Origin of the sequence: Pseudoramibacter faecis (assembly GCF_036289405.1) — a bacterium.
GTDB classification, from domain to species: Bacteria; Bacillota; Clostridia; order Eubacteriales; family Eubacteriaceae; genus Pseudoramibacter; species Pseudoramibacter faecis.
Window position 1 is genome coordinate 29,043 of sequence record NZ_JAYFFI010000005.1, and the last position, 25,272, is coordinate 54,314.

The 25,272-nt window shown below is 53.8% G+C and carries 26 protein-coding genes and 1 tRNA gene; 11 read left to right on the plus strand and 16 right to left on the minus strand.

What is annotated here, in order from left to right:
- The first annotated feature begins 213 nt into the window (after positions 1-213).
- From V3C63_RS05370 to V3C63_RS05410, 9 genes are read left to right on the plus strand one after another with little or no spacing between them, the layout of a single operon-like run.
- The gene (locus V3C63_RS05370; RefSeq protein ID WP_329886784.1) at positions 214-1,425 is read left to right on the plus strand and encodes a GspE/PulE family protein; all 1,212 of its coding nucleotides are present in this window, start codon (positions 214-216) and stop codon (positions 1,423-1,425) included.
- A complete protein-coding gene (locus V3C63_RS05375) occupies positions 1,397-2,485 on the plus strand; it encodes a type II secretion system F family protein (protein ID WP_329886785.1) in 1,089 nt (362 codons plus the stop codon). The genes V3C63_RS05370 and V3C63_RS05375 overlap by 29 nt, the downstream gene beginning before the upstream one ends.
- 27 nt (positions 2,486-2,512) lie before the next feature.
- Complete coding sequence (locus V3C63_RS05380; RefSeq protein WP_329886786.1) at positions 2,513-2,908, plus strand: type II secretion system protein; 396 nt, start codon at positions 2,513-2,515, stop codon at positions 2,906-2,908.
- Complete coding sequence (locus tag V3C63_RS05385; RefSeq protein WP_329886787.1) at positions 2,905-3,393, plus strand: pilus assembly FimT family protein; 489 nt, start codon at positions 2,905-2,907, stop codon at positions 3,391-3,393. Before V3C63_RS05380 ends, V3C63_RS05385 begins: the two co-directional genes overlap by 4 nt.
- Complete coding sequence (locus tag V3C63_RS05390; protein WP_329886788.1) at positions 3,390-3,779, plus strand: prepilin-type N-terminal cleavage/methylation domain-containing protein; 390 nt, start codon at positions 3,390-3,392, stop codon at positions 3,777-3,779. The genes V3C63_RS05385 and V3C63_RS05390 overlap by 4 nt, the downstream gene beginning before the upstream one ends.
- Positions 3,736-4,269, plus strand: a complete 534-nt coding sequence (locus V3C63_RS05395; protein ID WP_329886789.1) for a type II secretion system protein — start codon at positions 3,736-3,738, stop codon at positions 4,267-4,269. Before V3C63_RS05390 ends, V3C63_RS05395 begins: the two co-directional genes overlap by 44 nt.
- Before the next feature lie 19 nt (positions 4,270-4,288).
- Entirely contained in the window at positions 4,289-4,657 is a 369-nt protein-coding gene (locus tag V3C63_RS05400) for a hypothetical protein (RefSeq protein WP_329886790.1), read from the plus strand.
- A 24-nt stretch (positions 4,658-4,681) separates the two neighbouring features.
- Complete coding sequence (gene aroD / locus V3C63_RS05405) at positions 4,682-5,413, plus strand: type I 3-dehydroquinate dehydratase (RefSeq protein WP_329886791.1); 732 nt, start codon at positions 4,682-4,684, stop codon at positions 5,411-5,413.
- Positions 5,414-5,446: 33 nt separating this feature from the next.
- A complete protein-coding gene (locus tag V3C63_RS05410) occupies positions 5,447-6,016 on the plus strand; it encodes a shikimate kinase (RefSeq protein WP_329886792.1) in 570 nt (189 codons plus the stop codon).
- A 112-nt stretch (positions 6,017-6,128) separates the two neighbouring features.
- On the opposite strand, the gene V3C63_RS05415 is transcribed toward V3C63_RS05410, so the two are convergent.
- The 12 genes from V3C63_RS05415 to V3C63_RS05470 all read right to left on the minus strand — a co-directional run bounded on the left by V3C63_RS05415 (position 6,129) and on the right by V3C63_RS05470 (position 19,246).
- Positions 6,129-6,215 (minus strand) — tRNA-Leu (locus tag V3C63_RS05415).
- 92 nt (positions 6,216-6,307) lie between these two features.
- Positions 6,308-6,799, minus strand: coding sequence for a GNAT family N-acetyltransferase (locus V3C63_RS05420; RefSeq protein WP_329886793.1), 492 nt, complete (start codon positions 6,797-6,799; stop codon positions 6,308-6,310).
- Between the two features lie 152 nt (positions 6,800-6,951).
- Positions 6,952-8,325: a cation:proton antiporter gene (locus tag V3C63_RS05425; RefSeq protein WP_329886794.1), complete on the minus strand. Its 1,374-nt coding sequence runs from the start codon at positions 8,323-8,325 to the stop codon at positions 6,952-6,954.
- Between the two features lie 94 nt (positions 8,326-8,419).
- Positions 8,420-9,271, minus strand: coding sequence for an ADP-ribosylglycohydrolase family protein (locus tag V3C63_RS05430; protein ID WP_329886795.1), 852 nt, complete (start codon positions 9,269-9,271; stop codon positions 8,420-8,422).
- Positions 9,272-9,530: 259 nt separating this feature from the next.
- Positions 9,531-11,219, minus strand: a complete 1,689-nt coding sequence (locus V3C63_RS05435) for a class I adenylate-forming enzyme family protein (RefSeq protein WP_329886796.1) — start codon at positions 11,217-11,219, stop codon at positions 9,531-9,533.
- A 57-nt stretch (positions 11,220-11,276) separates the two neighbouring features.
- The gene (locus V3C63_RS05440; RefSeq protein WP_329886797.1) at positions 11,277-12,575 is read right to left on the minus strand and encodes an acetyl-CoA hydrolase/transferase family protein; all 1,299 of its coding nucleotides are present in this window, start codon (positions 12,573-12,575) and stop codon (positions 11,277-11,279) included.
- A gap of 2 nt (positions 12,576-12,577) precedes the next feature.
- Positions 12,578-13,045 carry a MaoC/PaaZ C-terminal domain-containing protein gene (locus tag V3C63_RS05445; protein ID WP_329886798.1) on the minus strand — a complete coding sequence of 156 codons (468 nt, stop codon included), beginning with the start codon at positions 13,043-13,045 and terminating at the stop codon, positions 12,578-12,580.
- 17 nt (positions 13,046-13,062) lie between these two features.
- On the minus strand, positions 13,063-14,226 hold the full coding sequence (locus V3C63_RS05450; RefSeq protein ID WP_329886799.1) for an acyl-CoA dehydrogenase family protein: 1,164 nt from the start codon (positions 14,224-14,226) through the stop codon (positions 13,063-13,065).
- 211 nt (positions 14,227-14,437) lie between these two features.
- Positions 14,438-15,688, minus strand: coding sequence for a PucR family transcriptional regulator (locus tag V3C63_RS05455; protein ID WP_329886800.1), 1,251 nt, complete (start codon positions 15,686-15,688; stop codon positions 14,438-14,440).
- A 134-nt stretch (positions 15,689-15,822) separates the two neighbouring features.
- Positions 15,823-17,295 (minus strand): aldehyde dehydrogenase family protein, encoded by a 1,473-nt coding sequence (locus V3C63_RS05460; protein ID WP_329886801.1) that lies wholly within the window; start codon positions 17,293-17,295, stop codon positions 15,823-15,825.
- A gap of 11 nt (positions 17,296-17,306) precedes the next feature.
- A complete protein-coding gene (locus V3C63_RS05465; protein WP_329886802.1) occupies positions 17,307-18,464 on the minus strand; it encodes an iron-containing alcohol dehydrogenase in 1,158 nt (385 codons plus the stop codon).
- A gap of 29 nt (positions 18,465-18,493) precedes the next feature.
- Complete coding sequence (locus tag V3C63_RS05470) at positions 18,494-19,246, minus strand: SDR family NAD(P)-dependent oxidoreductase (RefSeq protein WP_329886803.1); 753 nt, start codon at positions 19,244-19,246, stop codon at positions 18,494-18,496.
- Positions 19,247-19,578: 332 nt separating this feature from the next.
- On the opposite strand from V3C63_RS05470, the gene V3C63_RS05475 reads away from it, so the two are divergent.
- On the plus strand, positions 19,579-20,829 hold the full coding sequence (locus V3C63_RS05475; RefSeq protein WP_329886804.1) for an MFS transporter: 1,251 nt from the start codon (positions 19,579-19,581) through the stop codon (positions 20,827-20,829).
- A 94-nt stretch (positions 20,830-20,923) separates the two neighbouring features.
- Here V3C63_RS05475 and V3C63_RS05480 read toward each other — a convergent pair whose 3' ends face one another.
- The 3 genes from V3C63_RS05480 to V3C63_RS05490 form a co-directional block, all read right to left on the minus strand.
- The gene (locus V3C63_RS05480; RefSeq protein WP_329886805.1) at positions 20,924-22,507 is read right to left on the minus strand and encodes a ClC family H(+)/Cl(-) exchange transporter; all 1,584 of its coding nucleotides are present in this window, start codon (positions 22,505-22,507) and stop codon (positions 20,924-20,926) included.
- 48 nt (positions 22,508-22,555) lie between these two features.
- Positions 22,556-22,999, minus strand: coding sequence for a PaaI family thioesterase (locus tag V3C63_RS05485; RefSeq protein WP_329886806.1), 444 nt, complete (start codon positions 22,997-22,999; stop codon positions 22,556-22,558).
- 168 nt (positions 23,000-23,167) lie between these two features.
- Positions 23,168-23,839 (minus strand): GDSL-type esterase/lipase family protein, encoded by a 672-nt coding sequence (locus V3C63_RS05490; protein WP_329886807.1) that lies wholly within the window; start codon positions 23,837-23,839, stop codon positions 23,168-23,170.
- Positions 23,840-23,918: 79 nt separating this feature from the next.
- Between V3C63_RS05490 and V3C63_RS05495 the strand changes: the two genes are divergently transcribed.
- Positions 23,919-24,440, plus strand: coding sequence for a flavodoxin family protein (locus tag V3C63_RS05495; protein WP_329886808.1), 522 nt, complete (start codon positions 23,919-23,921; stop codon positions 24,438-24,440).
- Here the strand turns inward: V3C63_RS05495 and V3C63_RS05500 are convergent.
- Entirely contained in the window at positions 24,437-24,979 is a 543-nt protein-coding gene (locus tag V3C63_RS05500; RefSeq protein ID WP_329886809.1) for an O-acetyl-ADP-ribose deacetylase, read from the minus strand. The genes V3C63_RS05495 and V3C63_RS05500 overlap by 4 nt on opposite strands.
- Between the last annotated feature and the right edge of the window lie 293 nt (positions 24,980-25,272).

Consider the following 25,272-nt stretch of genomic DNA (forward strand, 5'->3'; position numbering starts at 1 on the left):
TCCATTGACTTTAACTATATTATTTTATCACGCCCGCTCTTTTATCGATAGCCGAAATTTTTGTCGAATTTATCACTATTTTTTATTCTATTTTTGTATTGATTACATTTTTAAATCTTTCTATAATAAAATCAATAAATCATCATGATTTTCGATTTTTAGCGTTCTCTAATACAGAACCCTTTTGCTTTCTCAGATTCGTCAGGTAGTCCCATGGGTAAATTTTCCGATAGGCTCGGGCTGCGTCCCGTTCCGGCGGCACCGGCCTCCGATCCGCCGCAATCGCCTGAACATATTATTGAGCTCTCTCACACCCTGCTTGAACAGGCGGTCGACGCCCGCGCGTCAGACCTTTATCTCGAAGCTTTTGACAAGAGCAGCTGCCGCATCCGCCTGCGCATCGACGGCGTGCTCCACCTTTGGACCGCCTTGTCCCAGCCGGATTTTAACGGCTTGCTCACCCGTTTCAAGGTGCTGGCTCAGATGGACATCGCCGACAAGCTTCGTCCCCAGGATGGCAGTTTCCGTTACACCCTTGGCGGGGACATCATCAATATCCGCGTGAGCACCCTGCCTTTGCTTGACGGCGAGCATTTGGTGCTGCGCCTTTTCGATACGAGGCGCTATCTGCAAAGTTTTTCGGCGTTGGGGTTTTTCCCGGACGACGCCCGCAAGGTCAGCCATCTGCTCACCTGCCGACATGGCCTCATCGTCGTTGCCGGGGCCACGGGCTCCGGCAAGACGGCCACGGTCTTTTCCATGCTTAATGAACTGAATCAAAGCGCGCGCCACATCCTCACCCTGGAAGATCCGGTGGAAATCCGCCTGCCCGGGCTTTCCCAGATGGCCATCAACCGCAGGCAGGGACTCGACTTCGAAACCGGCCTGCGGGCTATTCTGCGCCAGGACCCGGACGTGATCGTCATCGGCGAAATCCGGGACGAAGCCTCGGCTCTCGCCGCCGTGCGCGCAGCAATGACCGGGCATTTGGTGATCACCACGCTTCACACCCGCAATATCGCCGCGACCCTGGACCGCCTGGTTAATCTCGGCGTACCGCCCTATCTGATTGCCGATACGCTCATTGGCATCATCTCGCAGAAACTGGTGCGCAGGCTCTGTCCTCATTGCAAAACAAAGGTTGCCGACGTCGAGCCCCTGCGCCGCCTTTGGCATCTGCCGCAGACCGCCGATCCCCACCGCGCCGGCCAGTGCGCGCACTGCCGAAAAACCGGACATTGGGAGCGGACGGGCATTTTTGAAGTGATCGATTTATCCCGCGGGCGAAAACTGCTCGATGCGGCTTTGCTGCACGGCGACCGCCGGGCCTGGCGGGGCCATTATCGCCCGTTCGCGGCATCCCTTGCCGCGTGGATCGCAAGGGGGGAGGTGGACGATGAAGAAGCGCGTCAGGTTCTCCTTTAGGTCCGGCCGTTTTCAAACCCTGAGTGCGCAAAAGCTGGCCGTTTTCTGCGGTCAACTGGGCACCATGCTCGGTGCCGGCGTCGGCATTCTGCCCGCCCTGCGCACCATCGCCGAGCGCGAACGGGCCCCGCATCTGCAGGATCAGCTGCATCAGGTGGCTCAGGCCATCGCCCGGGGACACCCTTTAGCCGACGCCCTCGAAGATCCGGCCATCGGCGCTTCGCCTTTTCTCGTCAACATCGTCCGAACCGGCGAAGCCACCGGAGAGCTCGACAGGGTGCTTTTTAATCTTGAAACCTTTTACAGCCGGCAAAGCGACATCCGAAATAACCTCTTTCAAATTTTTATTTACCCGATCTTTGTGCTCTGCCTAACGGTGGCTGTCACCCATTATCTGGTGCGCACGGTGATGCCGGTGCTTCTCGACTCGCTGGCGTCCATGGACCGCAGCGTGCCGCCGGGCAGCCAGCTGCTCATCGCTCTAAGCCGCGGCCTCTCCTGGGGACTGCCCGCGGCGATGCTCCTGCTTCTATTCGGCGTGCTTTTCGCCCGAGCCCTGCCGCAAGGCAACGCCCTTCGGCAAAGGCTCCACCGGCTGGCGCTGCGCCTGCCGCTTATCGGCCGCCTGTTTTACCTGCGCAGCATGGAAATCTTCGCCGATTCCCTGGCCATGATGGTGCGCAGCGGCGTTGCGCTTATTCCGGCTCTTCAGATCGTGTGCCGAAATCTTCAAAATGATTTTCTGCGCACCCGCTTGAGCCGCACGGCCGCCTTGATCGAAAGCGGCATGAGCCTCACCGAGAGTCTTGAGCGCATCGACGTTCTCGATGCTGAATTCTTCCAGCTGATCCAGGTCGGCGAAAGCGCCGGCTCCCTGGCTCAGGTGCTAGCCAAGGCCGCCGCCTATTATCACAAGGCCTATCAAAAGCGGTTTAAACGATTGTCGGCTGTTTTGGAGCCCGCCGTCCTCGTGATCGTCGGTGTGCTCGTCGCCGTCGTCGTCCTGTCTTTTATGTCGATTCTATACGCGATTTACACCGGCTATGCCAGCCTTCTTTAAAATCGCCCATTCCCAAAGGAGACGCCCATGCAATTTTTGATCTCACCATCCAATCACGCCGATGGCGACGAAGGTTTTACCCTTACCGAAATGATTATCGTCCTGGTGATCATCGGACTTTTAGCAGCCGTCGCCGTGCCGATCTTCAGCAATATTCTCGAAGACGCCCGAAAGAAAACCGATGAGGCCAATATGACCGCCATCGAAACTGCGGTGGAAACCTACGAAGCAAAAACCGGTCATCTGCCGGCCGTCTCCGCCGCCTCCGGAACCAACGCGGCCTATGTCAAGCTGATTGCCCTGCTCAAAAAAGAAAACTACATCCGAAGCAAAGCCACACAGGATCTTGCTGCAAAGGAAAAAGGCAAAATCTTTGTTTACAACAGCGCGAGCGGCGAAGTCGCTTTGAACAGGGCCCCATGACACGGCAAACGCATGCCGCCGGCTACACCCTCACCGAGATGATCGTGGTGCTCGTCATTCTGGGACTTGTCACCGGCGGCGTGGCTGTCCTCGGCACCGCGGCATACGGCGCGATGCACAGGACCCGCTTCGAAGCAGAGTGTGCCGAAATCCAGTCGGCCTTTGTCGATCTGCGCAATCAGGCGCTGATGTCCGGCTCGCCCTACGGCGCCTACGCCCAAATTCTCGAAGACAAAATTGTCCTAACCCATTACCGCGGCGACAACGGCACGAAAGTCGCCCGAACTCTGCCGCTCCAATCGATTCGCATCCAAAATCGGCGGCATCGGCCGATCAGCGTCGTCAATCTGTCCTTTACCGCAGCGGGCACCATCAGCCGCGGCACCACCCTCTCCCTGAACGGGCCGGGACGGCTCCAATGCTATCTGATTTTCCAGCCGGTGACCGGCCGTATTTATTTAAGCAATACCCCGCCAAACCCATGAAAACTCAACACCCCAACATTCCTTCGGCCGACGGCTTCACCTTGGTGGAAATGCTCGTCGCGCTGCTCGTTCTCGCCCTGGCCACCGCCGCGCTGCCCTTGCTTTTCGGGGCGGCCTTCGACGCTTTCACCGTCGCCCGGGAGCGGGGTGCCCAGGCCCGGGCACTTTCCGCCATCGTGGTTCAGGTCCAGGCGGCCGCCGAGTCCCAGCCCAAGGCTGATATCGGCGCCACTGCCCGACAAATTGCCGCGCGCCACAAGGGTTTCAGCGCTGCCGTTTCCCCGCTGGAAGATCATCTTTGCGCCCTGACTTTAACCTACCGCGATTCCCGAGGACACACCCATGTCTATCACGCAAAAATTTACACACCGCCGCCCGCGCCATGACGCCGGCTTTACCCTCGTCGAGCTGCTCGTCACGCTGATGATGCTCACAGCGGTCTGCGGCATCTGCGGGCTTGCCCTGTCCGTCTTCGTCAAAAGCCTGCCGGCCGTGAGACCCACGGCTGAAGATCAGGCGTTTCAGTCGATCCATCTGTATCTCAAAAATCAACTCGGCGCCAGCTCCGCCGTCATCATCAAAAACGGCACGGTTTACCTGAAAGATCCCGAAACGCCCGGTTATTATAATTATTACACCCGCAGCGCCGGCGATTTACTGATGCGGCACAAAGTCGATGCCCATCTGCAAGGCATCGGCGGCGGCGAGACCAGCCAGTTCGCCGCCCGCGTCCGCGATTTTGCCCTGACGCCGTCGTTTGCTGGCGGCCGCCCCACCGGCCGTTTTCACCTGCGCGTTCAATTCACCGATCGAAACGAAGCTTATGAAACTGATTTGCACTTCCCGGGGGATCCCGCCCAAATCCAATGCCCATAACGACGGCTATGTGCTCCCGATGGCTTTAATCCTCTTGATTTTTATTCTGGGGATCGGCTCCGTGCTGCTGATGCGTGCGGGCAACGCCGTCCGCCTCAGCCGTCATTATCTGGATCACAGCGATTGCGACACCCTCGTCGAGAGTGCCCGCGCCGAATGTCGAGCCCGCCTTGAGAAAAATCCGAGCTACGCCGGTACGGACGGCTGGGTGGCCCTGCCCGATCACGGGCAGTACCGCATCGCTGTCACGGCGGGAACTTCCGACACCGAACGGCGCCTTGTGATCACCGCGCGCTGCGGCGAGTGCCAGATCAAACAAAAGGGAACGGCCGCCCTCGACCCGCAGACTGGACGTGTGCGTGTATTTTCTCTTGTACTTGCAAAATGATGCCGAATATTGTAAGGTTAGGCCATGAATAAGAAGCCTACCATTCGGGCGCATGCCTTTGCACTTTGCGTGCCCATCGCGCCAACCGATTCCCAATCATTTCGCACCCAGATCGCCCGGGCCCGCAACGCTCACCCCGACTTCATCGAATGGCGGCGGGATGCCTGGCCGGCCATCACCCCGGGCGAACAGGCCGATTGCCTGGCCGCATTCCAAGCGGACGGCCTCATTTTTACCCACCGCGCCGAAGCAGAGGGCGGAGCGCATCCGGCACCCCTCGGCGCCAGATTAAAAGCGATCGACGCCGCCGTTCAAAGCGACGCCTGCGCCTATATCGATCTCGAAGCCGCTACGCCGCCGGACGTTCTGGCTGATGTCCGGACGGCGCTCGGTCACCGCCACACCGGTCTCATTCTCTCCCATCACGATTTTCACGCGACGCCGGATTCGAAATGCCTTCGTCAAAAACTAGCGCAGATGGCCGAACAGGGGCCAGATGTCATCAAAATAGCTGTCACGGCTCGCTCCCCGAAGGATGTGACCCGGGCTGCCGGCATCGTGGCCGCTTTTTCCGAGACAGCGGCCCAGCCTGTGATCTTTGTGATGATGGGCGCCGTCGGCACCATCGTGCGCGTCGCGCCGGAATGCTTCGGCGGGTCCTTGACCTTTGCGGCCTTGAGCACGGCCGAGGCCACCGCGCCGGGCCAGCTGTCCCCCGCCGCTCTCATAGCGCTGCGCCGTCAGCTTCAGCTCTAATTTCATTCTTTATCCGTTTTTTCAGGAGCATTTATGGCACTACCTCACATCATCGCACTCATCGGCTATATGGCCACCGGCAAATCCACCGTCGGGCAGGCCATGGCCAAGGCCTGCGGCTACGATTTTATCGATACGGACGAGGCGATCGTCCAGGCCGCCGGCAAATCCATCCCGGCGATTTTTGAAGAAGACGGCGAAAGGGTTTTCCGCGCCGCCGAAACCGAAACCCTCCGGCAGATTCTCACCGCCCAGCCCCAGAATCAGGGGTTGATTTTGGCCTGCGGCGGCGGCCTGCCGCTGGAGGCGGAAAACCGCGCCCTTTTGGCCGGCCATTGCTTTACCGTTCAGCTCATCGCCGACAGCGAAACCATCGCCCGTCGCGTCGAGGCCCAGGGCAAGCGCCCGCTGCTGGCTGCCGCAAGGGATCACGCCGATCTGGTGGCCCGCATCGACCGGATGAAGGCCCGCCGCAAACGCGATTACGAAGCCGCGACCGATATGAACACCGAAACGGACATTCTCCCGATCGAAGACGTGGTGGATGCCATTCTCTTCTTTGCCGAAATGGCGCAGAACCGCCGGGAACGGCTCGCCAACTGACCGCGCAATAAAAAAGCGAAGCGATTGCTTCGCTTTTTTATTGCGCCGTTTCATTTAGACATTAAAAAATAAATAACAAAAAACCGGACCTGTGTCCGGTTATGTTTGCAAATGGTGCCGAAAGTGGGATTCGAACCCACACGGTATTGCTACCAACGGATTTTGAGTCCGCCAAGTCTGCCAATTCCATCATTTCGGCTTCTAATTACTAATGCATTTTATCAAATTGCCCCGACAATTGCAAGCCATTTTTCGCATCGTCTCCATTTTTCGTTAACAGCTGCATCCCTATTATAATTTACAGACGCATTCCAGCCATTCGCCGCTGCCCAGCGCAGAAGCAGACGGCCCCAGGGATTCAAATCCCATGCCCCGATAAAAGGCGAGCTTCTCCGCATGGCAGGTCAAAAACAGCGCCCGGCGCCCTTCTGCCCGGCGCAGAGCCCGATACGCTGCCATGAGCCGATGCGCCAGCCCGCGGCCGCGATAGGCCGGCAATACCTCAAGCCCCGTCAGCATGATGTTTTGCCCCAGGGGATCGTGCCCTGCGACACCATCGAAAAAAAGATCGTCAAATTGCCCCGCGTCACTGGCAACGCCGTCGAGAAACCCCGCCAGCTGCCCGGTCTCAAGATCCCGAGCCACCAGCCATAAGCCGGCCGCCCGGTTGAGCTTGGGCGCAAGTTGCTCACGCGTCAGCACCTCGCCCGGCGGAAAACAAAGCCGCTCCATTTCACAAAGCGCGTCCAAATCCTTCTGGGTTGGATTCATCAATTCAAACATAAGGCCTCCTGTCCGCCGCAACGCCGTGAAGGCGCCGCCAATTCACGCCGGCAATTATCTTGATTGTATCACGGGGCGGCTCTTTTCTCAAATACGGCAAAACCCATCCGATAAAAAAAGAGCCCTGCCATCGCAAGGCTCTTCTGACAATCTCATGTTGATTTTTTTTTTGAATGCGGCGATCCGTGATGTTCGTCCCTGAACATGCCGTTATCCTCCAGCTCTCCCACTTTTTCGTAGGTTTTCGCAAAGACATTTTCCCTGTCGACCGCGTCGGGATCCATTACGCTGGGATCCACCGTCGCTCCTGCGGCCACTGCTCGGGCGCGCACCATCTGCGGCGTGTATTTCATCGTGCGCATAAATACGGTCTTAAGCATAATCGGTGTCACGATGGTCGTAATGATCACGACGAGCACCACCGGTCCGATAAAATGCGAACTGATGAGCCCGAGCGCTTGGCCCTTGCTGGCCACAATCAGGGCCACCTCGCCGCGGGAAATCATCCCGACGCCGATGCGCAGACTCTGATATTTGCGATAGCCGCAAACCAAAGCGCCCATCCCACAGCCAACAATCTTTGTTACGATGGCGACAAGCACCAATATCACCGAAAACCAGATAATCCGGCTGTCCATCCCGGGAAGCACTACCGAAAGGCCGATGCTGGCAAAGAAAATCGGCGACAAATACAAATTCGACAGGGTATCAAAACGCGACGCAAGGTAGGCCCGTTTTTCGGTCATCGAGAGCACAAGTCCCGCGATAAACGCGCCGGTAATATCCGCCACGCCGAAAAACTGCTCCGCACAAAAAGAGAGCAACAGACAAAAGACGAAAGCGATGATGCTGTATCGGCGCAATCCCTTTTCTGAATGGCCTGTCCACCAGCGATAAAATTTCAGGAACAAAAAACCCACCACGCCGGCAAAGACAAAGAATCCGACAATTTTGAGCATGACGATGCCCAACGAAACCGAGGCATCGGCCATGCTGGTGACAACGGTCAGAGCGATAATCCCCAAAATATCGTCGATGATGGCCGCTCCCAAAATCGCATTGCCCGAATGGGTTTTGAGTTTGCCGATTTCCTTCAGGGTTTCAACGGTGATGCTCACTGAGGTTGCCGTTAAAATCACGCCTATGAAGATATTCTGCAGGAAAAGACTCGTGTGCAGCCCGGATGCCATTCCACGATTGAAATAAGCCGCCACCAGATAACCGCCGATCAAAGGCACGATCACCCCGATTAAAGCGATCACGAACGACGCCTTTCCGCTTTTTTTAAGCTCGCTGACATCCGTCTCCATACCCGCGGTAAACATCAGCACAATCACGCCGATCTCTGCCGAATCCTTGATAAAATTCGTTTGAGAGATCACATTGAGCATTGCCGGCCCCAGAATGAGCCCCGCCAAAAGCGCGCCCACTACCTGTGGCATTTGAATGCGCCGGGTGAGCAATCCCAATAATTTTGTCGATAATAATATCAGTGCTAAATCCAATAGAAATTTATAGCTTTCCATATTAAGCCTTCCTACTTTCTGTCTGTTTCAAACAGTTTCACTATATATCATTATACGACTGCGGTTATTTTTTTCAAGCGCCGTTAAAAATTTATCACATGTTTCCGCCCTTCTGTCCACCAACGGGCAGGTGATCAGCCACGAAAACATCACACGCCCGGAGAATCTCTTTCAGATTGCCGTCCAGTGCGGAGAGCGCCTGCCGCTTAATGGCATCCGGCACCGGGTAATAGGCTTCGGCGATGCTGCCGGCAATGGCCGCCAGTGTATCCGTGTCCCCGCCCAGCGAAACCGCCAGCCGAATGGTCGACTCAAAATCATCCGCCATCAAAAAACAATCGATGGCCTCGGGCACGGTCACCTGACAGGAGACATGCCCGCGATTGCTCTGGCGGATGGTCGCGTCGTTTCTCCCCAGCGCATAACCGTAGTGAGCTTCGATATATTGTCGTATTTTGCCCTTCGTCTCCTGCTGGCGCGCCAGAAAAATCGCTGTCGCCGTGGCCTGTGCTCCTTTGATTCCCTCGGGATGGTCATGACTGACCTTCGCCGAAATGGCCGCGTATTTTTCCACCAGCGCCAACGAATCGTAAAGCCAGGCCGCGCCGGATACCCGCATGGCTGATCCGTTCCCATAACTTCCGTAGGGTTTGGGGTCATCGGCAAAAATCCAGCGGATAAAGCGCCCGCCATAACCCACATTCGAATAACGGCGTCCCAGATGCTGCATCGCCAGAATAATTTCCCGCTCGCTGGCATCCGGATTGCCGTAGCCGCGCATCAACCCCTGAGCCACGGCTAAAGTCATTACCGAATCGTCCGTAAAACGAGATCCCGTTCCAAAGATCGGAAAATCCACAGCGCTGTCGTTTTGCACCTGGCGGATAAAATCGCGATCAAATTCATACACAGAGCCAGCAATATCACCAATAATTGCGCCTAACATTTTTCCCCCTGTTCAGCGTTTTGCTTTTGTTTCGTTTCACACAAACAACCACAAGATCTTGCTTAATGCCCCTTCTCATAATTATTAATATAGCATTTTTTTGTCCTTTTGTTAATCTTTTTTGTCATTTTTTGGTGGCTCTTAATCTAAAATCAAAAAATACTGGAGCCGAAGCCCCAGTAAGTTCATTCTATCTGATGGTCAGAACCAAGGTGTTTGGCACGATCATCCATTGAGATCGTCCTGCAAAAACGAGCGCCTATTTCGTTTGAATCTCACGCGTCTTTTTTTCCTTCATTTTTTCTTCTGCAAGCGCGCGAAGACGCTTTTTCGTGATTTTCCCATTGGGAGTTTTAGGCCACTCATTTCCTTTCATAAAAAAATAGAATTTTGGGAGCTGGTAATCGGCCAGATGTTTCTTGCAATAGGCCATGATCTCGCGCTTGGTTTCCGGAGCTGAATGGAGCGGTTCAATAAAGGCAACGCCAATCCACCCCAGCTTCTCATCCGGCATGCCGAGCGTTTCTGCCCGGACGACCGCTTTGCAATTTAAAATAATCTGATCGACAAAGGCCGGTGACACATTTTCCCCATTTATTTTGTAGCTCTCGTTTAATCGGCCCTCAAAAATCATATAACCATCGGCATCAATCCTTGCCAAATCGCCGGAGCGAAACCATCCGCCTTCTGTAAAGGCGCTTTTCGTAGCCATTTCATCGCCAAAATAACCAGCACTGACTATGGCGCCCTTGCAAATCAGCTCGCCGACTTCCCCCGCGGGCAAATCCGCCAGGACGTCCGGATCCACCACCCGATACTCAATCAGGGGTTCACACGCTTCAAGATGATCTGTCAGGATCTTCCCAACCGAATGGTATAGCTTTGCGGTTGGCGCTTCCGGCGGTGTTTGCACCGAAGCCGCACTCACTTCGCTCATCCCGTAGCCGGTGATCACTTCCGAAACACCCAAATCGTTTTTTATCGCATCCCACACCCATTTTGGACAGACCGAGGCCGAACAATACACCGCATGAAGTGTGCTCAAATTGTAATCGCAAAGCGAAGGCGCCGACAATAGTTTTTGCATAGTCAAAAGCACACAGATCAGATCGTTCACTTTTAAAGTCTGGATCGTCCTCAGCGCTTGATCCGCGTCAAATTTTCCCGGGAGACACACCAGCGTTCCGCCCACAAACAATACCGAAAGCAGTCCTTCGATATAACCGTAAACATGGAAGAGCGGCACGGTAATCATTACCTTCCGCCCATCTTCAAAGCCTCGGTTAAGACAATTGGCATAGGCACTGCGCAGCAGCATGTTGTGGGTCAGCATGGCGCCTTTTGGATCCCCCGTACTGCCCGACGTAAAGATGATATCCGACAAATCCGAAGCTTGGACATCCCTTTGCCTATTGACTTGGAACCCCGCGTTCTTTGGGTTTTTCTCGCTCGTGATCCTCGCCATAAAATTCCGCCAGCTCATCGCGGGCCCCTCGCTTTTAGAAGACGGACTCAGCAAAATGATCTTTTGAAGCGTTTCGCACTGCGCCACACAATCCACATCACCATCTTTGTCCGACACCAAAACGACGGCGCCCGTCTTTTTAAGCATGTAGCATTTCTGATCCGCGGGGATCCTGCGATTGATCGGCACCTTCACCGCGCCGAGTTTTGCAAGCGCAAAGGTCACACAAAGATACTCAAAACAATTGCCAAGGCTAACCGCGACGCGTTCGCCCTTTCTCACCCCAATATGCCCAAACGCCGCCGCTGCCTGATGGACCTGAGCTGTCGTCTGCGCATAGGTTTTTGACACTTGACCGTCCTGAAAAAAAATCCGATCGGAATATCGCGCGGCCGCCTGAGAAAATTTTTGAAAAATCGTCTGTGCTGACCAACGCGGATATCCTGCCCGCAGCGCCCTGCGCCTGTCTTCTAAAGATGCCATGCGATCATCCCTCTTTTAATCTGCTTTAATATTCTGAATATCCGCTGTCGAATCAGGTTACAACACACCGATTTTCTTCCCCTGAAATCTGAGCGAATCCCTGAATTTCGGATGCGCGATGGCAATTAACGCCTCAGCGCGCTGTCGCTCATTTTTGTATTTAAGATCTGCAACGCCGTATTCCGTCACCACGTATTCAATATCGTATCGGGAGACCGTCGTCACGTTCCCCGCTTCAAAAAAGGGAACGATTTTAGAAACCGAATCGTTTTTTGCCGTTGCATTTAGCGTCAAAATCGATTTGCCGCCTTCGGAGAGTCTGGCGCCCCGGACATGATCCAACTGACCACCGATCCCACTGTATTGAATCCCGCCGATCGATTCCGAATTCGCCTGCCCCTTTAAGTCGACTTCGATGCACCCGTTAACGGATGTCTGTTTGTAGTTTTTCCCAATCTCATAAGGATCGTTGACATAATCGACGGGCATCGTCGCAAACATGGGGTGGTGATCGAGGTAGCGATAAAATTTTTCCGAGCCGGCAGCCTGAGCTCCAATGCACACCCCTTTATTGACCGTCTTCAAGCTATTATCGATCACGCCGGCCTCCACCAACTCCATCATAGCCTCCGTCAATGTTTCGGAATGAACGCCCAAGTGGTGCTTGCTCATCAAATTCCGGGCGATCGCGTCCGGCAGTGTTCCGATTCCCAGCTGAATCGTCGCGCCATCTTCAACAAGATCCGCAACATAATCGGCAATAGCCTGCGTTTTCTCGTCGATGTCGAGCCGTCCGATAGCATAAAGCGGCGTCTCGGCCGGCACCAGATAATCCACCGCGTCCAGATGAATCTTTTTCCCGCCCATATAAGGCATGTTGGGATTGATTTGAGCGATCACCTGCGCCGCTGTCCTGGCGGCGGGCTCCGTAAAACAGCAGGAAATGCCAAAGCTGCAATTCCCGGCTTCATCGGGCGGCGACAATTGAATGAAGGCCCAATGGGGATTGATCTCCGGATTTTGAGCAAATATTTTGGGCCATTCGTGAAAATTGCTGCCTCCTAAGAAGGTGACGCGTCCTTCCCGATAAGCCGGCCGGGTCTTCGCCCCGAGAAAAAGCGACGTGTGATGAAAATGCGCCTCGCAGGCCTTGTCGATATAGGCATTCGGGCCCGGGCTCATCCCGTGAATGATTTCCACATTTTCAAGCGTGTCGGCCCTTGCCATTAGCGCCTCCACCAGCGCCGGCGGCTCACCGACCCAATCGCCAAAAATAATTTTATCCCCCAATTGAACATGGGACACGGCCTCCTCGGCGGTATAGATCTTGTCTCGATACTTCTCCTGCCAATCCATAGCTATGCCTCTTCCTCAAGCGCACACCAGTAAAGCATGGTCGCCATGCTGCCGGTCTGGCAGAGTTTATCATCCTGATTGACAATGCGATAGCCGATGTTTAAAATGCCGCGGTCCGGTTTCGATTTGGAGCGTTTAGCCTCCAGCACTTCAATTTCGCAGTGAATGGTGTCGCCGATTTTAATCGCGCCGACGAATTGCCATTCAGTGCTAAGCGCTGCGATGGCCGATCCGTCCACAAGCCCCATTCTCCCCCAAAGTCCGGTGGCAATGCCGGCGCCGAGAAGGCCGTGCGCGATCCGACTTCCAAAAGGAAGGGCCTCGGCATAGGTCCGGTCCGTGTGGATGGGATTGTTGTCCCCGGTGATGCCGGCAAATAAAACCACATCGGTTTCTGTCACCGTCCGCGATAGCGTTGTAAAGCGATCTCCCACCTTAAATTCATTCAGGTAATAAAATGAACGTCTCATCGCATCCTCCCGCAAACTCATTGAATGGCATATTCTTTTAAAAGGTGGCGGCCGACGACCATGCGGCAAATTTCTGAGGTCCCTTCGCCAATGGTCAGCAGTTTGGCGTCCCGATAGAAGCGCTCGACCTGATATTCGTCACACAGGCCATAGCCGCCCATAATCTGAAGCCCCATATCGCAGATGCGCACACACATCTCCGAGGCGAACATCTTCGTCATCGTGGCCTGCTTGGCAAAGGGAAGCCCGGCGTCGCACAGCCGTGCCGTGTTGTACATCAGCGTGCGGGCCGCTTCAATCTCTGTCCCCATCTCGGCCAGCTTGAAGGAAATCGCCTGATTCTTGCAAATCGGTTTGCCAAAAGTCACCCGCTCCTGGGAATATTGAATCGCCCGTTCAAAAACACCCTGGGCCATGCCCACGGCCACTGCGGAAATGGCAATTCTGCCTTCATCCACACAGGTCATAAAAAGCGGAAAGCCGCGGTTCAGTTCGCCCAGAAGATTCTCTTTGGGGACGCGGACGTCGTCGAATGTCAAAGGACAAGAATAAGAGCTGTGATTGCTCATTTTTTCTTCCGGCTTGCCGATGGTTAAACCCGGCGTGTCCCGCTCCACGACGATGATCGAAATGCCCCGGCTGCCCACCGCCTCCGGATCGGTTTTGCACGCCACCAGAAAGGTATCCGCATAGGTGCTGTTGGTGATAAACGCTTTCGAGCCGTTAATCACCCACGTATCGCCATCCAAAACCGCTTTGGTTTTGATCTGCCCCGCATCGGATCCGGATTGCGGTTCCGTCAATGCGAAGGCGTTGAGCTTTTCGCCGGATGCCGCCGGCACCAAATATTTTTGCTTTTGCGCCTCTGTCCCGGCAAGGAGAATCGGCGTGCTGCCAAGCGACGCGTGCGCATCAATGATCGAGGCGAGGGAGGACGAATGCCTGGCCAGCTGCTCCATCACCAACACATCGCAAAGATGATCCAGCCCTGCGCCGCCGTATTCTTCTGGGACGCAAACGCCCAAAAACCCAAGCTCCCCGCACTGCTTCACTTCTTTCATTGGAAATTCATGGGCCAGGTCCAGCTCCGTCACAGTTTCCGCCACGGTTTTATCGGCAAATTCTTTGGCCAACGCCTGAACGTCCAGTTGATCTTCTGTCAAAAAATATTGATTTTCCATCATTGCCTCCATTTTATTTGCTCAATGGTTTTATTTAATATGATTGTAGCAACATCCTGCTTTGCTGTCTTTGTCTACTTCTGTTAATTCCGCTCCCGAATTTTTTCAGGATTTGAGAATGCCGTGAATCCGAGCCGATTTTTCACAAAAAAATAAAAGCCAAAGGCTCAGAATCCATCATGGATTCGTCGCTCAGCTTTCATTTCTCGTCTCATATCTTTTTGTGTGCCTGCTCGAAATCGTAAACGCGCAGTGAATATTGAAGTCGCATCAACAGAGCATCGTTATCTTTGAGTTCTCGTCCGCTGATCTCTTCTATCATCGAAATGCGATATTTGATTGTGTTGTAGTGCACGCCCAGGTCAAGGGCGGTCACTTTCATATTGCAAAAATGGTTGAGATAGCAGCGCAATGTGTCGATATATTTCGTACCAAAGGTCTGATCGTAGCGCATGAGCTTTGTCACCACAGGATGCATATAAAACGAGACCCCGTGAACCCGCAGCGTCGCATTCATTATATCGTCGAGCAGGTAATCCTCATAATAGGCCAAGCGCGGGCGTGTTTCTTCCCGCGACTGGCCATAAAGCGCGGCCTTTAAAGCTTGTTTATAGGCCAACGGCACAAAAGTATCTTCATCGAATTCAAAGCTCAGGCCCGCATTTAAATCATACTTTTCACAGCATTCGTGCAGGGCCTTTAAAATGCTTTTTCTGGTGCCTTCTGTCGCTTTCTCAAGTGAAAACAACAGCAGCAGCCGGTTGTTGTAAACCGCGCTCACATGATAAAAGATCCCGTATCGCAAAAAATCCTTTAACCGGCCGAAGGCGACATTTTCGGCGCTCATCCCATCGATTCTCCGCGCCAGGCACACCAAAATTTTCTGCTCCCCAAAAGACAGGCTGCTGTTGCGCCGCATGATGATCTGAGCCATCTCGGGTGACCCGCTTTTAATCAGTTCCAATAAAAGATCATCTCGGGAATCGTTGAGCCGGCCCAGGACATTGGGATCCGCATTATACAAAACCGTCAACCCCTTCGCGACGACCTCTAACGCTTTAGCGTCTGTGTCGCGAAAGGGCCGGACATAACTATAGACCCCGATAAACCCACAGCATTCATCCCGATAAAAAAGCGGCACCCGAATGCCCCGAAAGCCATCGGGAAGGTCGAGTTCAAAAGCGCCGGCATCCTTTTGAAACCGCGCGAGCACATCCTCTTTTTCCATGACGCTGATGATCTCTTCCGACACATAGTGCTCGGCCATGGTCGTGTCCCACAGCGGGTTGTGCAGCCCGAGTTCCTCCGACGCATAAAGCACGCGAAAACGCGTGTCCACCATCGCGACCGGATTGCCCAAAATCGCCGTGACGCGATCGATAAACGTTTGAATGCTCGGATTTTCGGCCAGCAATTCCAATAATATCTGCGCCAGATCGTCTGCCGATTTTACCTTGCTCATGATTTCCCTCCCAGATACCTTCGCCGCAAAGACATTTCGAAATAGTGGCCCTCTTCCTCAACCCAAAACAGGGAAGAGCATCACTGCCCTTCCCTTTATACCATTTTTAACACGCCGTTGACAATCGGCTATTCTTACCACATGCCCGGTGCGGAGGAATCCATCATCACGTTGATCTGCTTGGTTTCCTGGAATTCATCGAGCCCTTCTTCGCCGAGCTCCCGCCCGGAACCGGACATTTTATAGCCGCCCCAGGGACATTGTGCATACGCCCAGTTGTAATGATTGATCCACAAAATGCCTGCACGGATTTCTTCCGCTGCGCGAATGGCGCGGCTGTAATTTTCTGTGAACACGCCGCCGGCAAGACCATAGCAAGTGTCGTTGGCTTCCTTAAACGCCTCTTCTTCCGTCTTAAACGTTTGAATGGTCACCACCGGCCCGAAGATTTCTTCCTTCACAATCGCCATGTCCGGCGTGCATGCATCAAAAACCGTCGGTCGGACAAAGTTGCCCTTCGCATAAATACCATCGGTCAATGGATAGCCGCCGGCCAGGCATTTCGCGCCTTCCTGCTTACCCAGTTCAATATAGTGCATGATGGTCTGCAGCTGCTCCTTGGAAACAATCGCGCCGATGTTCGGGTTGTCCAAGCCGATGCCCACCGTCACTTTATTCGTTTTTTCGATCAGGATTTTAACAAATTCATCGTGAATTTTTTCGGCGACGAATACGCGGGAGCCGGCGCAGCAATTCGCACCCTGATTCGAGAAATCCGTTTCCATGACCCATTCGACCGCATTTTCAATATTGGCATCGTCATAAACGATGATCGGCGATTTGCCGCCCAACTCCAAGCCGACACGCTTGACATTGCCGGCCGAGGCGCGGATAATGTCCTGCCCCACGGCCGTGGATCCGGTCATCGTCACCATATCCACATCCATATTCGCGGCCAATTCGCCGCCTACACTGCCGCCCGGGCCTGTGATCAAATTCACAACCCCTTTCGGAAACCCGACCTGATCGAGCACCTCAAACACGCGAATAGCCGTGAGCGGTGTCAGCGATGCCGGTTTAAATACAATGCTGTTGCCGGCCGCCAATGCCGGCGCTGCCTTCCAGGAAAACATCAGGCAGGGCACATTCCAAGGCGCAATCATCCCAACCACGCCAATGGGCTCTTTCACCGTCACCGATTGAATGCCAGGATACGCATCCAGCGGATTGATTCGACCCTCGGATTGATTAATCAAACCTGCGTAATAGCGGAAAACGCCGACCACCATGCCAATGTTTCCCACGGCATTGTTGTAGGTCATCCCCGTATTCATGGACTCCAGTTTGCACAGCTCGTCGGAAATTTTTTCGATTTCATCCGCCACCGCCAAAAGTTTCTGACTTCTAAACGATGCCGATGCCCGGCGCCATTCTCCCGGCCCGTAAAACGATTCTTTTGCCGCAGCGATGGCACTTTGCACATCCGCAACATCGCTGTTGGCCACCTCGGCCAGCTTTTCGCTCGTCGCCGGATTGATGATATCCCGGGTCTTTCCGGATTGCGCCGCAACCCATTTCCCGTTAATATAATTCATTTTTGCCGTCATATCACAACCTCCTATTGGTACGCGTCATAAGTATAGGTGATATACGCTTTGATTTGATCCATATTGTGTTCGCCGGGCGCATTGGCAATGGCCGCGTCCTTGGCCATCACATCTGCAATGCTCAAAGCATCTTCGAGGGAATAGCCGCTCGCTTTAAGTGTCGGGATCCCGATCTCTTGCATCAGTGCGATGGCTTTATCGCCCATGCGTTTGGCAAGCGTTTCTGCAGGCGTTTGTGCGTCAAAAGAAACGCCCATGGCCTCAGCCACGACTTCTGCCGATTCGCGATCCCCGTATTGTGCCGCATAAACCATCGATCCCGGGAATCCCCAGGCACAGCCCAATCCGTGCGGCACATGGTACTTCCCGCCGAACGACTGCGAGAACGCGTGCCCCATCTGGCAGCCCGATTCCAAAATCACGAGCCCGCCGAGGTTTGCGGCAAAAGCCATTTTTTCTCGTGCCAGAGCATTGTCCGGTTCCTTAACGGAGATGGGCAGGTATTTCATAGCGATGCGAATGCCTGCAGCGCCAATGGTATACACATAGGGATTCCAATTTTTGGATGTAATGGCTTCGGCGCAATGGGCCAGCGCGTCCATCCCCGTCGATGCCGTTTGGCTTTTAGGGAGGGTGTAGGTCATCACGGGATCCACAATGGCCAAATCCGGCGAATACTCGGGCACCTGCTTAACCCCTGTCTTTGAATCGCCGATAACGGCGTATTGCGAATTTTCAGAGCCTGTCCCCGCCGTGGTTGCAATGCAAATCAGTTTGATTTTGTGATCCTTGCAGGAGGTTTGATAATAATCGCAAATGGTTGTCCCGCCCATGCTCACGACGATCCCAATGGCTTTGGCTGTGTCCAGACTGGAGCCGCCGCCGACCGCCACGATGCCATCCACCGCGTTTTGAACGGCCACTTTTGCCCCTTCATCACAAATATCCGAAGGCGCATCCGCCTTGCAGCAATCAAAAACAACAGGGTCGTAACCGGCCGCTTTCAGGCAATCGATCACCTTCGTCGCGACTTGGAATTTGATCAAATCCGCTTCCGTTACGACCATGATCTTCGACATCCCGAGCTCTTTGGCTTTTTCCCCTGCCAATTCCGCGACGCCTTCACCGAAAAGCGTCGGACAAAATCTGTTCCAATACGACATCTTCATCTGTTCTTTACCTCCATCTCACCTTATTTTTATATCTTGAATGAGGCGTAGCCATCGTCTGCCATAATCGTGGAGCCGTTAACTGCCGACGCTTCATCCTGAGACAACAAATAAACCGTTCCGGCAATCTGTTCGGGGGTTAAAATTCTGTTAGACATGTGAAGGGATTTGCCATGCTTTTCCGCCACGGGATCGGCTTTCATAACGGAAAGGGCCATTTGGGTTGCGACCCACCCCGGCGCCACCGACAAAACCCGGATCCCGTATTGCGCGAGTTCATAGGCTGCGCGCTGGGTCACCATGCGAATGGCGCCCTTGGATGCGTGGTAGGCAATGGATTCCGTATTGACTAAAATGCCACAGATCGAACCGATATTAACAATGACGCCCTTCTTTTGTTCCTTCATGACCGCCGCGCAATGCTTCATCATCTGAATGGTGCCCATCACATTGATATCCATCGTCTTGCGGATATCTTTGACATCGAGTTCAAAAAAATCTTCGCGCTTTCCCACCACGCCGGCATCGTTGACCAGCACGTCAATGCGGCCGTATTTTTTCTTGGCTGCAAGCGCCACCGCTCTGCAGTCTTCATCGGAGGAAACGTCGCATTGCATCCACATGGCATCTGTCCGTTTTTGAAGCTCAGCTTCCGTTTCTCTGCCGACTTTTTCTCTGCGGCTTGCGATCACAACGGCGTAACCCGCCTCGGCAAATCGTTTGGCAATGGCCTGTCCGATTCCTTCGGAACCGCCAGTGACAACTGCTATTTTTTTATCCATTTTTACTTGCTCCTCCTATAAATATAAAAGTGTAGTGGTCTTACACCCAACAGACAGTTGGGCCTTCATTGTGATTTTCAATATGTATCCCTTTTCCGTATTTCATTATATAAGTTACTAATCTATTCGCATATGTCAAAAATAGACAATATCATGATAACGTTTTTTCACTTCAATCAACATTGGACAAAAACGACAAATTGTTGCAATGCCATTTATCCAAACCAAATAAAGACAAGCGGTGATTCCAATGCTATCCTAATGAATATAAAGGGCGGCCAATGTACAAAAACACAAATGCAGCATATTTTAAATGATTGGAGGATAATTCTATGAATGACCAAATGGTTTTAAAAAAGGCCCCTTCATTCCGGTGGGTAATGCTTTTGCTAAACATTCTTGCCTACGGACAGTTCTTTTTGACAGTCCAAATCCCGACTGTCTTCGGCGCTTATATTGCAAAAGACTTTGGTGTTTCTGCAATGCTCATTTCCTTATGCGGAACCATCATCTTGGGCATGTTCGCAATCACGGGAAGTCTCGGAGCTAAAATATCTGGGAAGCTTGGACTAAAGAAGGGCATTTGCTTCGCCATTATTGTAAACATCATCGGTGCTTTACTGATCATTGTGCTCGGCAAATCCTATGTGGGATATGCCGTTTGCTGTGCTATCGAAGGGCTTTCCGGCGGGCTGATCTGTGGTGCCATCACAACCATAAATGTGTATTGGTTCCCTATCCGAGAACGCGGTATCGCCTCGGGAATTCTCCTCGGTATTCTCGGTGTGGCCTTTTCAATTGACACCTTCTTTGCCCCCAAATTAATGGCAACCGGAATCAGTTGGCAGATGGGAGCAAGTCTTCTCGCCGCAATTCCAAGCGCTGTGATCGTCATCCTCTACTTTTTCTTTGCTAAAGAAGTAGAACAAATCTATCCCGGTCATCTCACCATTGCCGAAATGCTGCCAAAGGAAAACGAATCAACACCAAAAGCTGATATTGAGTCTCTTCCTAAAACCATGACGGATCTCAAACATCAACGTTATCTCTGGTGGGCAGTTGTCTGCGGCTTTGTTACAGGGGCCAATGTTTACGGATTCCCAGCATTCGTTAACGGACTGCTCCTTGAAAAAGGCACTGCTGTGGCACTTGCAAATACTGTGACCAGTATTACTTTCTTCACATCCATCCTTGGTTCCCCACTGGGAGGTCTCATCTCTGATAAAATATTCAAAGGCAGCCGCTGGCAAATTGTGTGCATCGGAAATCTTATCATCGTAGCCAGTTTGCTCATTGTTACTTTCTCTGGCGGCACTCTAATGGCTATCGCGATCATCATCGCGTATGCAGCAGTTTCCATGGTCATGGGACCTTTTTGGGCCATCCCTCCTGAACTTGGCCATCCCAGCATTGCAACGGAGGCATCCGGCTTTGTCTTAGTATTTGGCAATCTTGGCGGAACTATTATCGGCTTCATTCTTACAGCACTTGCCACCGCAAGTGGAACCTATTATGTTCCCATGTTCCTGTGCTTAGCGATGGCGCTTCTCAGCGCACTGGGTGTATCCCATATTAAACGCTAAATCCGTTTCCTTTTTCGCGCTTAAAAACGTATAATCAAAAATGGCCTTGGCGGCCGGCTGAAAACCGACTGTCAAGGCCATTGTCTTTTTATTTTCAAATCCCCGCCGGCTCCCCGGCCATCGCTTTGAGCGCTTCTGCCGTCGGGACCCGCTGATCCTGATCGCAGATTAAAACCAGACGATCCCCTGCGACCAGCACGGTATCGCCATTGGGTGTCAGCTCCCGGTTACCCCGCTGAACGCTGACCACAAGACTGCCGGGCGGCCAGGCCACCGAGGCGATGGCCGCCTGGTCGAGCACCGACCCCAAACTGATGCTGGCCATCACCAATACCTTGCTCTGCCCCTCTGATGTGCGGTGCTCGTCTGACCGCGGCTTCGCGATGAGCCGGCCCAGCCCCGCTTCAAACAACGGCTCGGTTTTGATGAGCGCTGCTGTCAGTTCCGAAATGATCACCACTAATCCGATATAAATTAAATGATTGAGGCTGCCCGTCAGCTCGCTGGCCAAAACCACCGCGGTCAAGGGCGTCCGCACAATCGCCGCAAAGTAGCCGGCCATTGCCAGAATCACAAAGTTGTTGATCAGCTGGGGATCCACGCCGAAATGCATAGCCGCCAAATGCCCGTAAATGCCGCCGACAAAGCCGCCGAGCACCATCATCGGCGCCAGGGAACCGCCCGGCGCGCCCGAGGAAAAACAAAGCATGGAAAATAAAAATTTAACGGTAAAGAGCATCACGATCATCCGGAAGCCAAAGGCTCCGGCACCAAGATCTTCGAGCATGACATGACCATCGCCAAGCACTTCGGGCAAAACAAAACCGATCATGCCAGCCAATAAAAATGGGATCACCGGATGATATTCCCGCGGCAGCCGGCGCAGACGACTGTAAAAACGACCGCTCCCCTTTAAACATTGATGGAAAAGCGCCCCCGTCAGCCCGCAAAAAATCCCCAGCAGCAAAACCAGCCACCCTTCAGACAGCCCCAGCATCCCCTGAAGCGGAATGCGAAACACCGGATTCATCCCAAAGAAAACCTTTGAGACAAAGTCGGCGACGACGGCCGACGTCATCACCGAAAACAGCATGTTCAGCGAATAATCTTTATAAAATGTTTCAAGGGCAAACATCACCCCGGACAGCGGGCAGTTAAATGCCGCCGATAGGCCGGCACTCGCACCGCAGGTTACCAGATAACGCTCTTCAAGTTCGTCCCGGCGAAACGTCCGGGAAAATCCCTTGCCCGCCATGGCGCCCAGCTGCACCGACGGTCCTTCGCGCCCCAGGGATAACCCCCCGACGATCCCCAACAGACTACCTGCCAACTTAGCGACGAGCACCCGCCACCAGCACATATCAAAATAGCCCCGCAGTTCGCCGCTGACCTCCGAAATCCCGGAACCGCTGATCCAGGGTTCCCAGCGTATAAGCCTGGCCACCACCATTGCCATCCCTGCGAGCAATAAAAAAAAGACGGACGCTGCCCACCAGCTGTGCATATGGTGCAGCATGGCCATGTGGAAGGCCAGGGACCAATCCATGGCCCGACGGTAGGCCACCGCTACCAGGCCGGCCGCCACGCCCACCAGCGCACCTTCCCCGGCCAGGCGCGCAGAAAAAACGCGGTGATCTTCCACCATATGATGCAGGGTTTTCTGCGATTGTCTCTGCATGATACGCCTCCTTTTGCACAAGCCGCACCCGTTTTCGGGGATGCCGATTCATTTTTTCGCATGCTTTTCGTCGTCGTAGCGCCACTGCATTTTCGAATAATCGAAAACGCCCATTGCGATCAGGCGATCGTGCTCATCGCTGATTCTCACCTCAACCACGACGATTTTCTTCCCGTTCTTGACAATTTCCGCCGTGCCAATCAGTTTCTCGCAGTTCATGGCCGGACGCAGAAAATCCAGGCTTCCCGAAAGGGTCACCACGCGATAACCGTCGGCCGAGGATACCGTTCCGCCGACATTATCGGCCAGGGTATAAATGCATCCGCCGTGCACCGATCCGTTGAGGTTTTTAATTTTATCCGTAATGGCTAATTCTGCCCGCGCCTTGCCCTCGATCAGGGAGACGGTCTTGATGCCCAGTTCATTCGCGAAAGTATTTTCTCTTCCGCGGATCATCAGGATTTTTTCCATTTCTTGTTGATGCCGATCCACTTTTTTTCTCCGACTCTTAATTTTTGTTTTATGTTTTATTATCATACCCCAACGACGTCATCACGGTCAACCGTCGCACCGCAATCAAAAAAATAAAAATCCACCTGAGCCAGACATGCTATAATCATGGCATCAGGTGGTGACTCTGCAGCGCATCACCGCTTCGGTTTATGTATTGAAAATGGCCTCAACCTTTTTCGCCATCGCCTGCCCGAGGCACACGTGACTTTCCGGCGTGAAGTGCACATGATCGACACGGCCGGCGTGTGCATAAAGCCCCGCCTCGATGAACGCCGATCCGTATTTTTTCGCCAGCGCGCGATACATCGGAATTAGCGCCCGGCTCTTGCAATAATAATCGTTAAGGGTGGCTTCAGTCACCGTGTCGGAATAGGCCTGCAAAAAAGGCTCCGCTGGGGCCCGGCCACCGGCCACTTCAATCGGCGCCGCCAGCAAAATCCGCGGCCCCTTCCGCCACCACGGGCCGGCCAGTGCCCTTTGGATCAGCGTCTCCATATGCGCGGCGATTTGTTCCGGACTGTCTGAGCGAATGCAATCGTTGCTGCCCAGCATTAAAATCAGCAGGTCCACCGGCGCGCGGCCTGTCATGCTGGTGGTAAAAAAATCTTTGCCGCTGCCGTAATAATTCGGATAAATCACCGTGGCAATGGTTCGCCCGTTAAAGCCGGCGTTGATCACCTCAAAGCCGTCGCCCAGAAGATCCTGCATCACCTCGGGCCAGCGGTGCCCGCGATCGTAGCGGCCGCCGTCCCGGGGATCGAAACCAAAGGTGTTCGAGTCCCCGTAGCACACAATGCGTTTAATCGTCTTCTCTGTCATTTTCGCTCCTCATGATCGTTTTACTGTTTGATGCCGTCCCACGGAATTGCATTCAGCCATCAACTCGGAAAGGAAATCCATGTCTGTCATCGCGCTTTATATCTCTTCGGTCACCGGCAACACCCGGCAAGTCGCCGATGCCATCCGGGAAGCCTTGTCCCCGGCATACACGGTTATCGTCTGCGACAGCCGCTCGCCGGCCGCTCATCCTGAAGCCGACCTCTGCTTGCTTTGCTTTTGGTGCTGGCACGCCACGCTGGATCCCAACAGCCAAAAGGTCCTGCAATTATATCGCCGCCAGCCGTTTTTGGCCATCGGCACCATGGGTGGTCACCCCGAGGGGTCCCACGGCGAGCGTGTCCGCGAAAACGTGCGGCGAGCCGTCGATGCCGACAACCGGTGTCAGGGCATTTTTTTGTGCCGAGGCAAAATTCCCGAAGCCCGCACCGAATACCGCCGCACCCTGCCGAAGGATCATCGACTTTATCTCGACGACGCCGGCTACGCAAGACAGTTGTCGTCCCGCAATCATCCGGACGCGGCCGATTTGGCCCATGCCGTCGCTTTTGTCCGAAACGCGCTCAGGCGTCTCGGTCTTTAAAAGGGATGCGCGTCAAGATACTCCCGATACGCCTCGTCAATCGCCGCGGTCATCGCAACGAAAAACACCCGCATCGGCACCTCCGGATGTGTCCGAAACCAGGCGCGCACCGTCTCCACGGCAATGGGCACCGCTTTCTCGATCGGATAACCGTAAGCACCGCAGGAAATCGCCGGGAACGCGATTTCCTCGATGCCATTGGCCGCCGCCAAATCGAGGCTGTTCGCATAGCACGCGGCGAGCAGCGGCGCGTCCCGCTCGTCATTGCTGTAAATCGGACCCACGGTGTGAATCACATAGTCCGCATTGAGACGGTATCCCCGGGTGATCACCGCCTGCCCGGTGGCACAACCGCCGATTTTTGCGCAGGCGGCTTTGAGTCGGGGACCGGCCGCCCGATGAATGGCGCCGTCCACGCCACCGCCGCCCAGAAGGGTAGTATTCGCCGCATTGACAATGCAGGAAATCCTCAATGCTGTAATATCTCCCCGCCGGAGCACGGCCCGCCCCCAGGGCTTCCCCTTATCGTGATTGGCCATTCGCTTTTCCTTCTTCCTCAAACTTTCTCAAAAATTCATGCGGCTTTTCTTTAGTATAGCACGAAATCACTGACAGCACCCGTCAATTTTTTGCCATTGTGAGAACGAATTCAAGCATCAAAACCATCCACGCATCAAACGCGTGATTGTATCTGACGGACAAAGTTTCCGCTCTTAACTAACACGTCAAGCGTGTAAACACAATTCGCCCAACGTTTCATCCGGCATCGTGCTGCTTTTCTCTTTCAAATACCCATAAATTTCAACACCCCTCCATTCGCATCGTTTTCTCA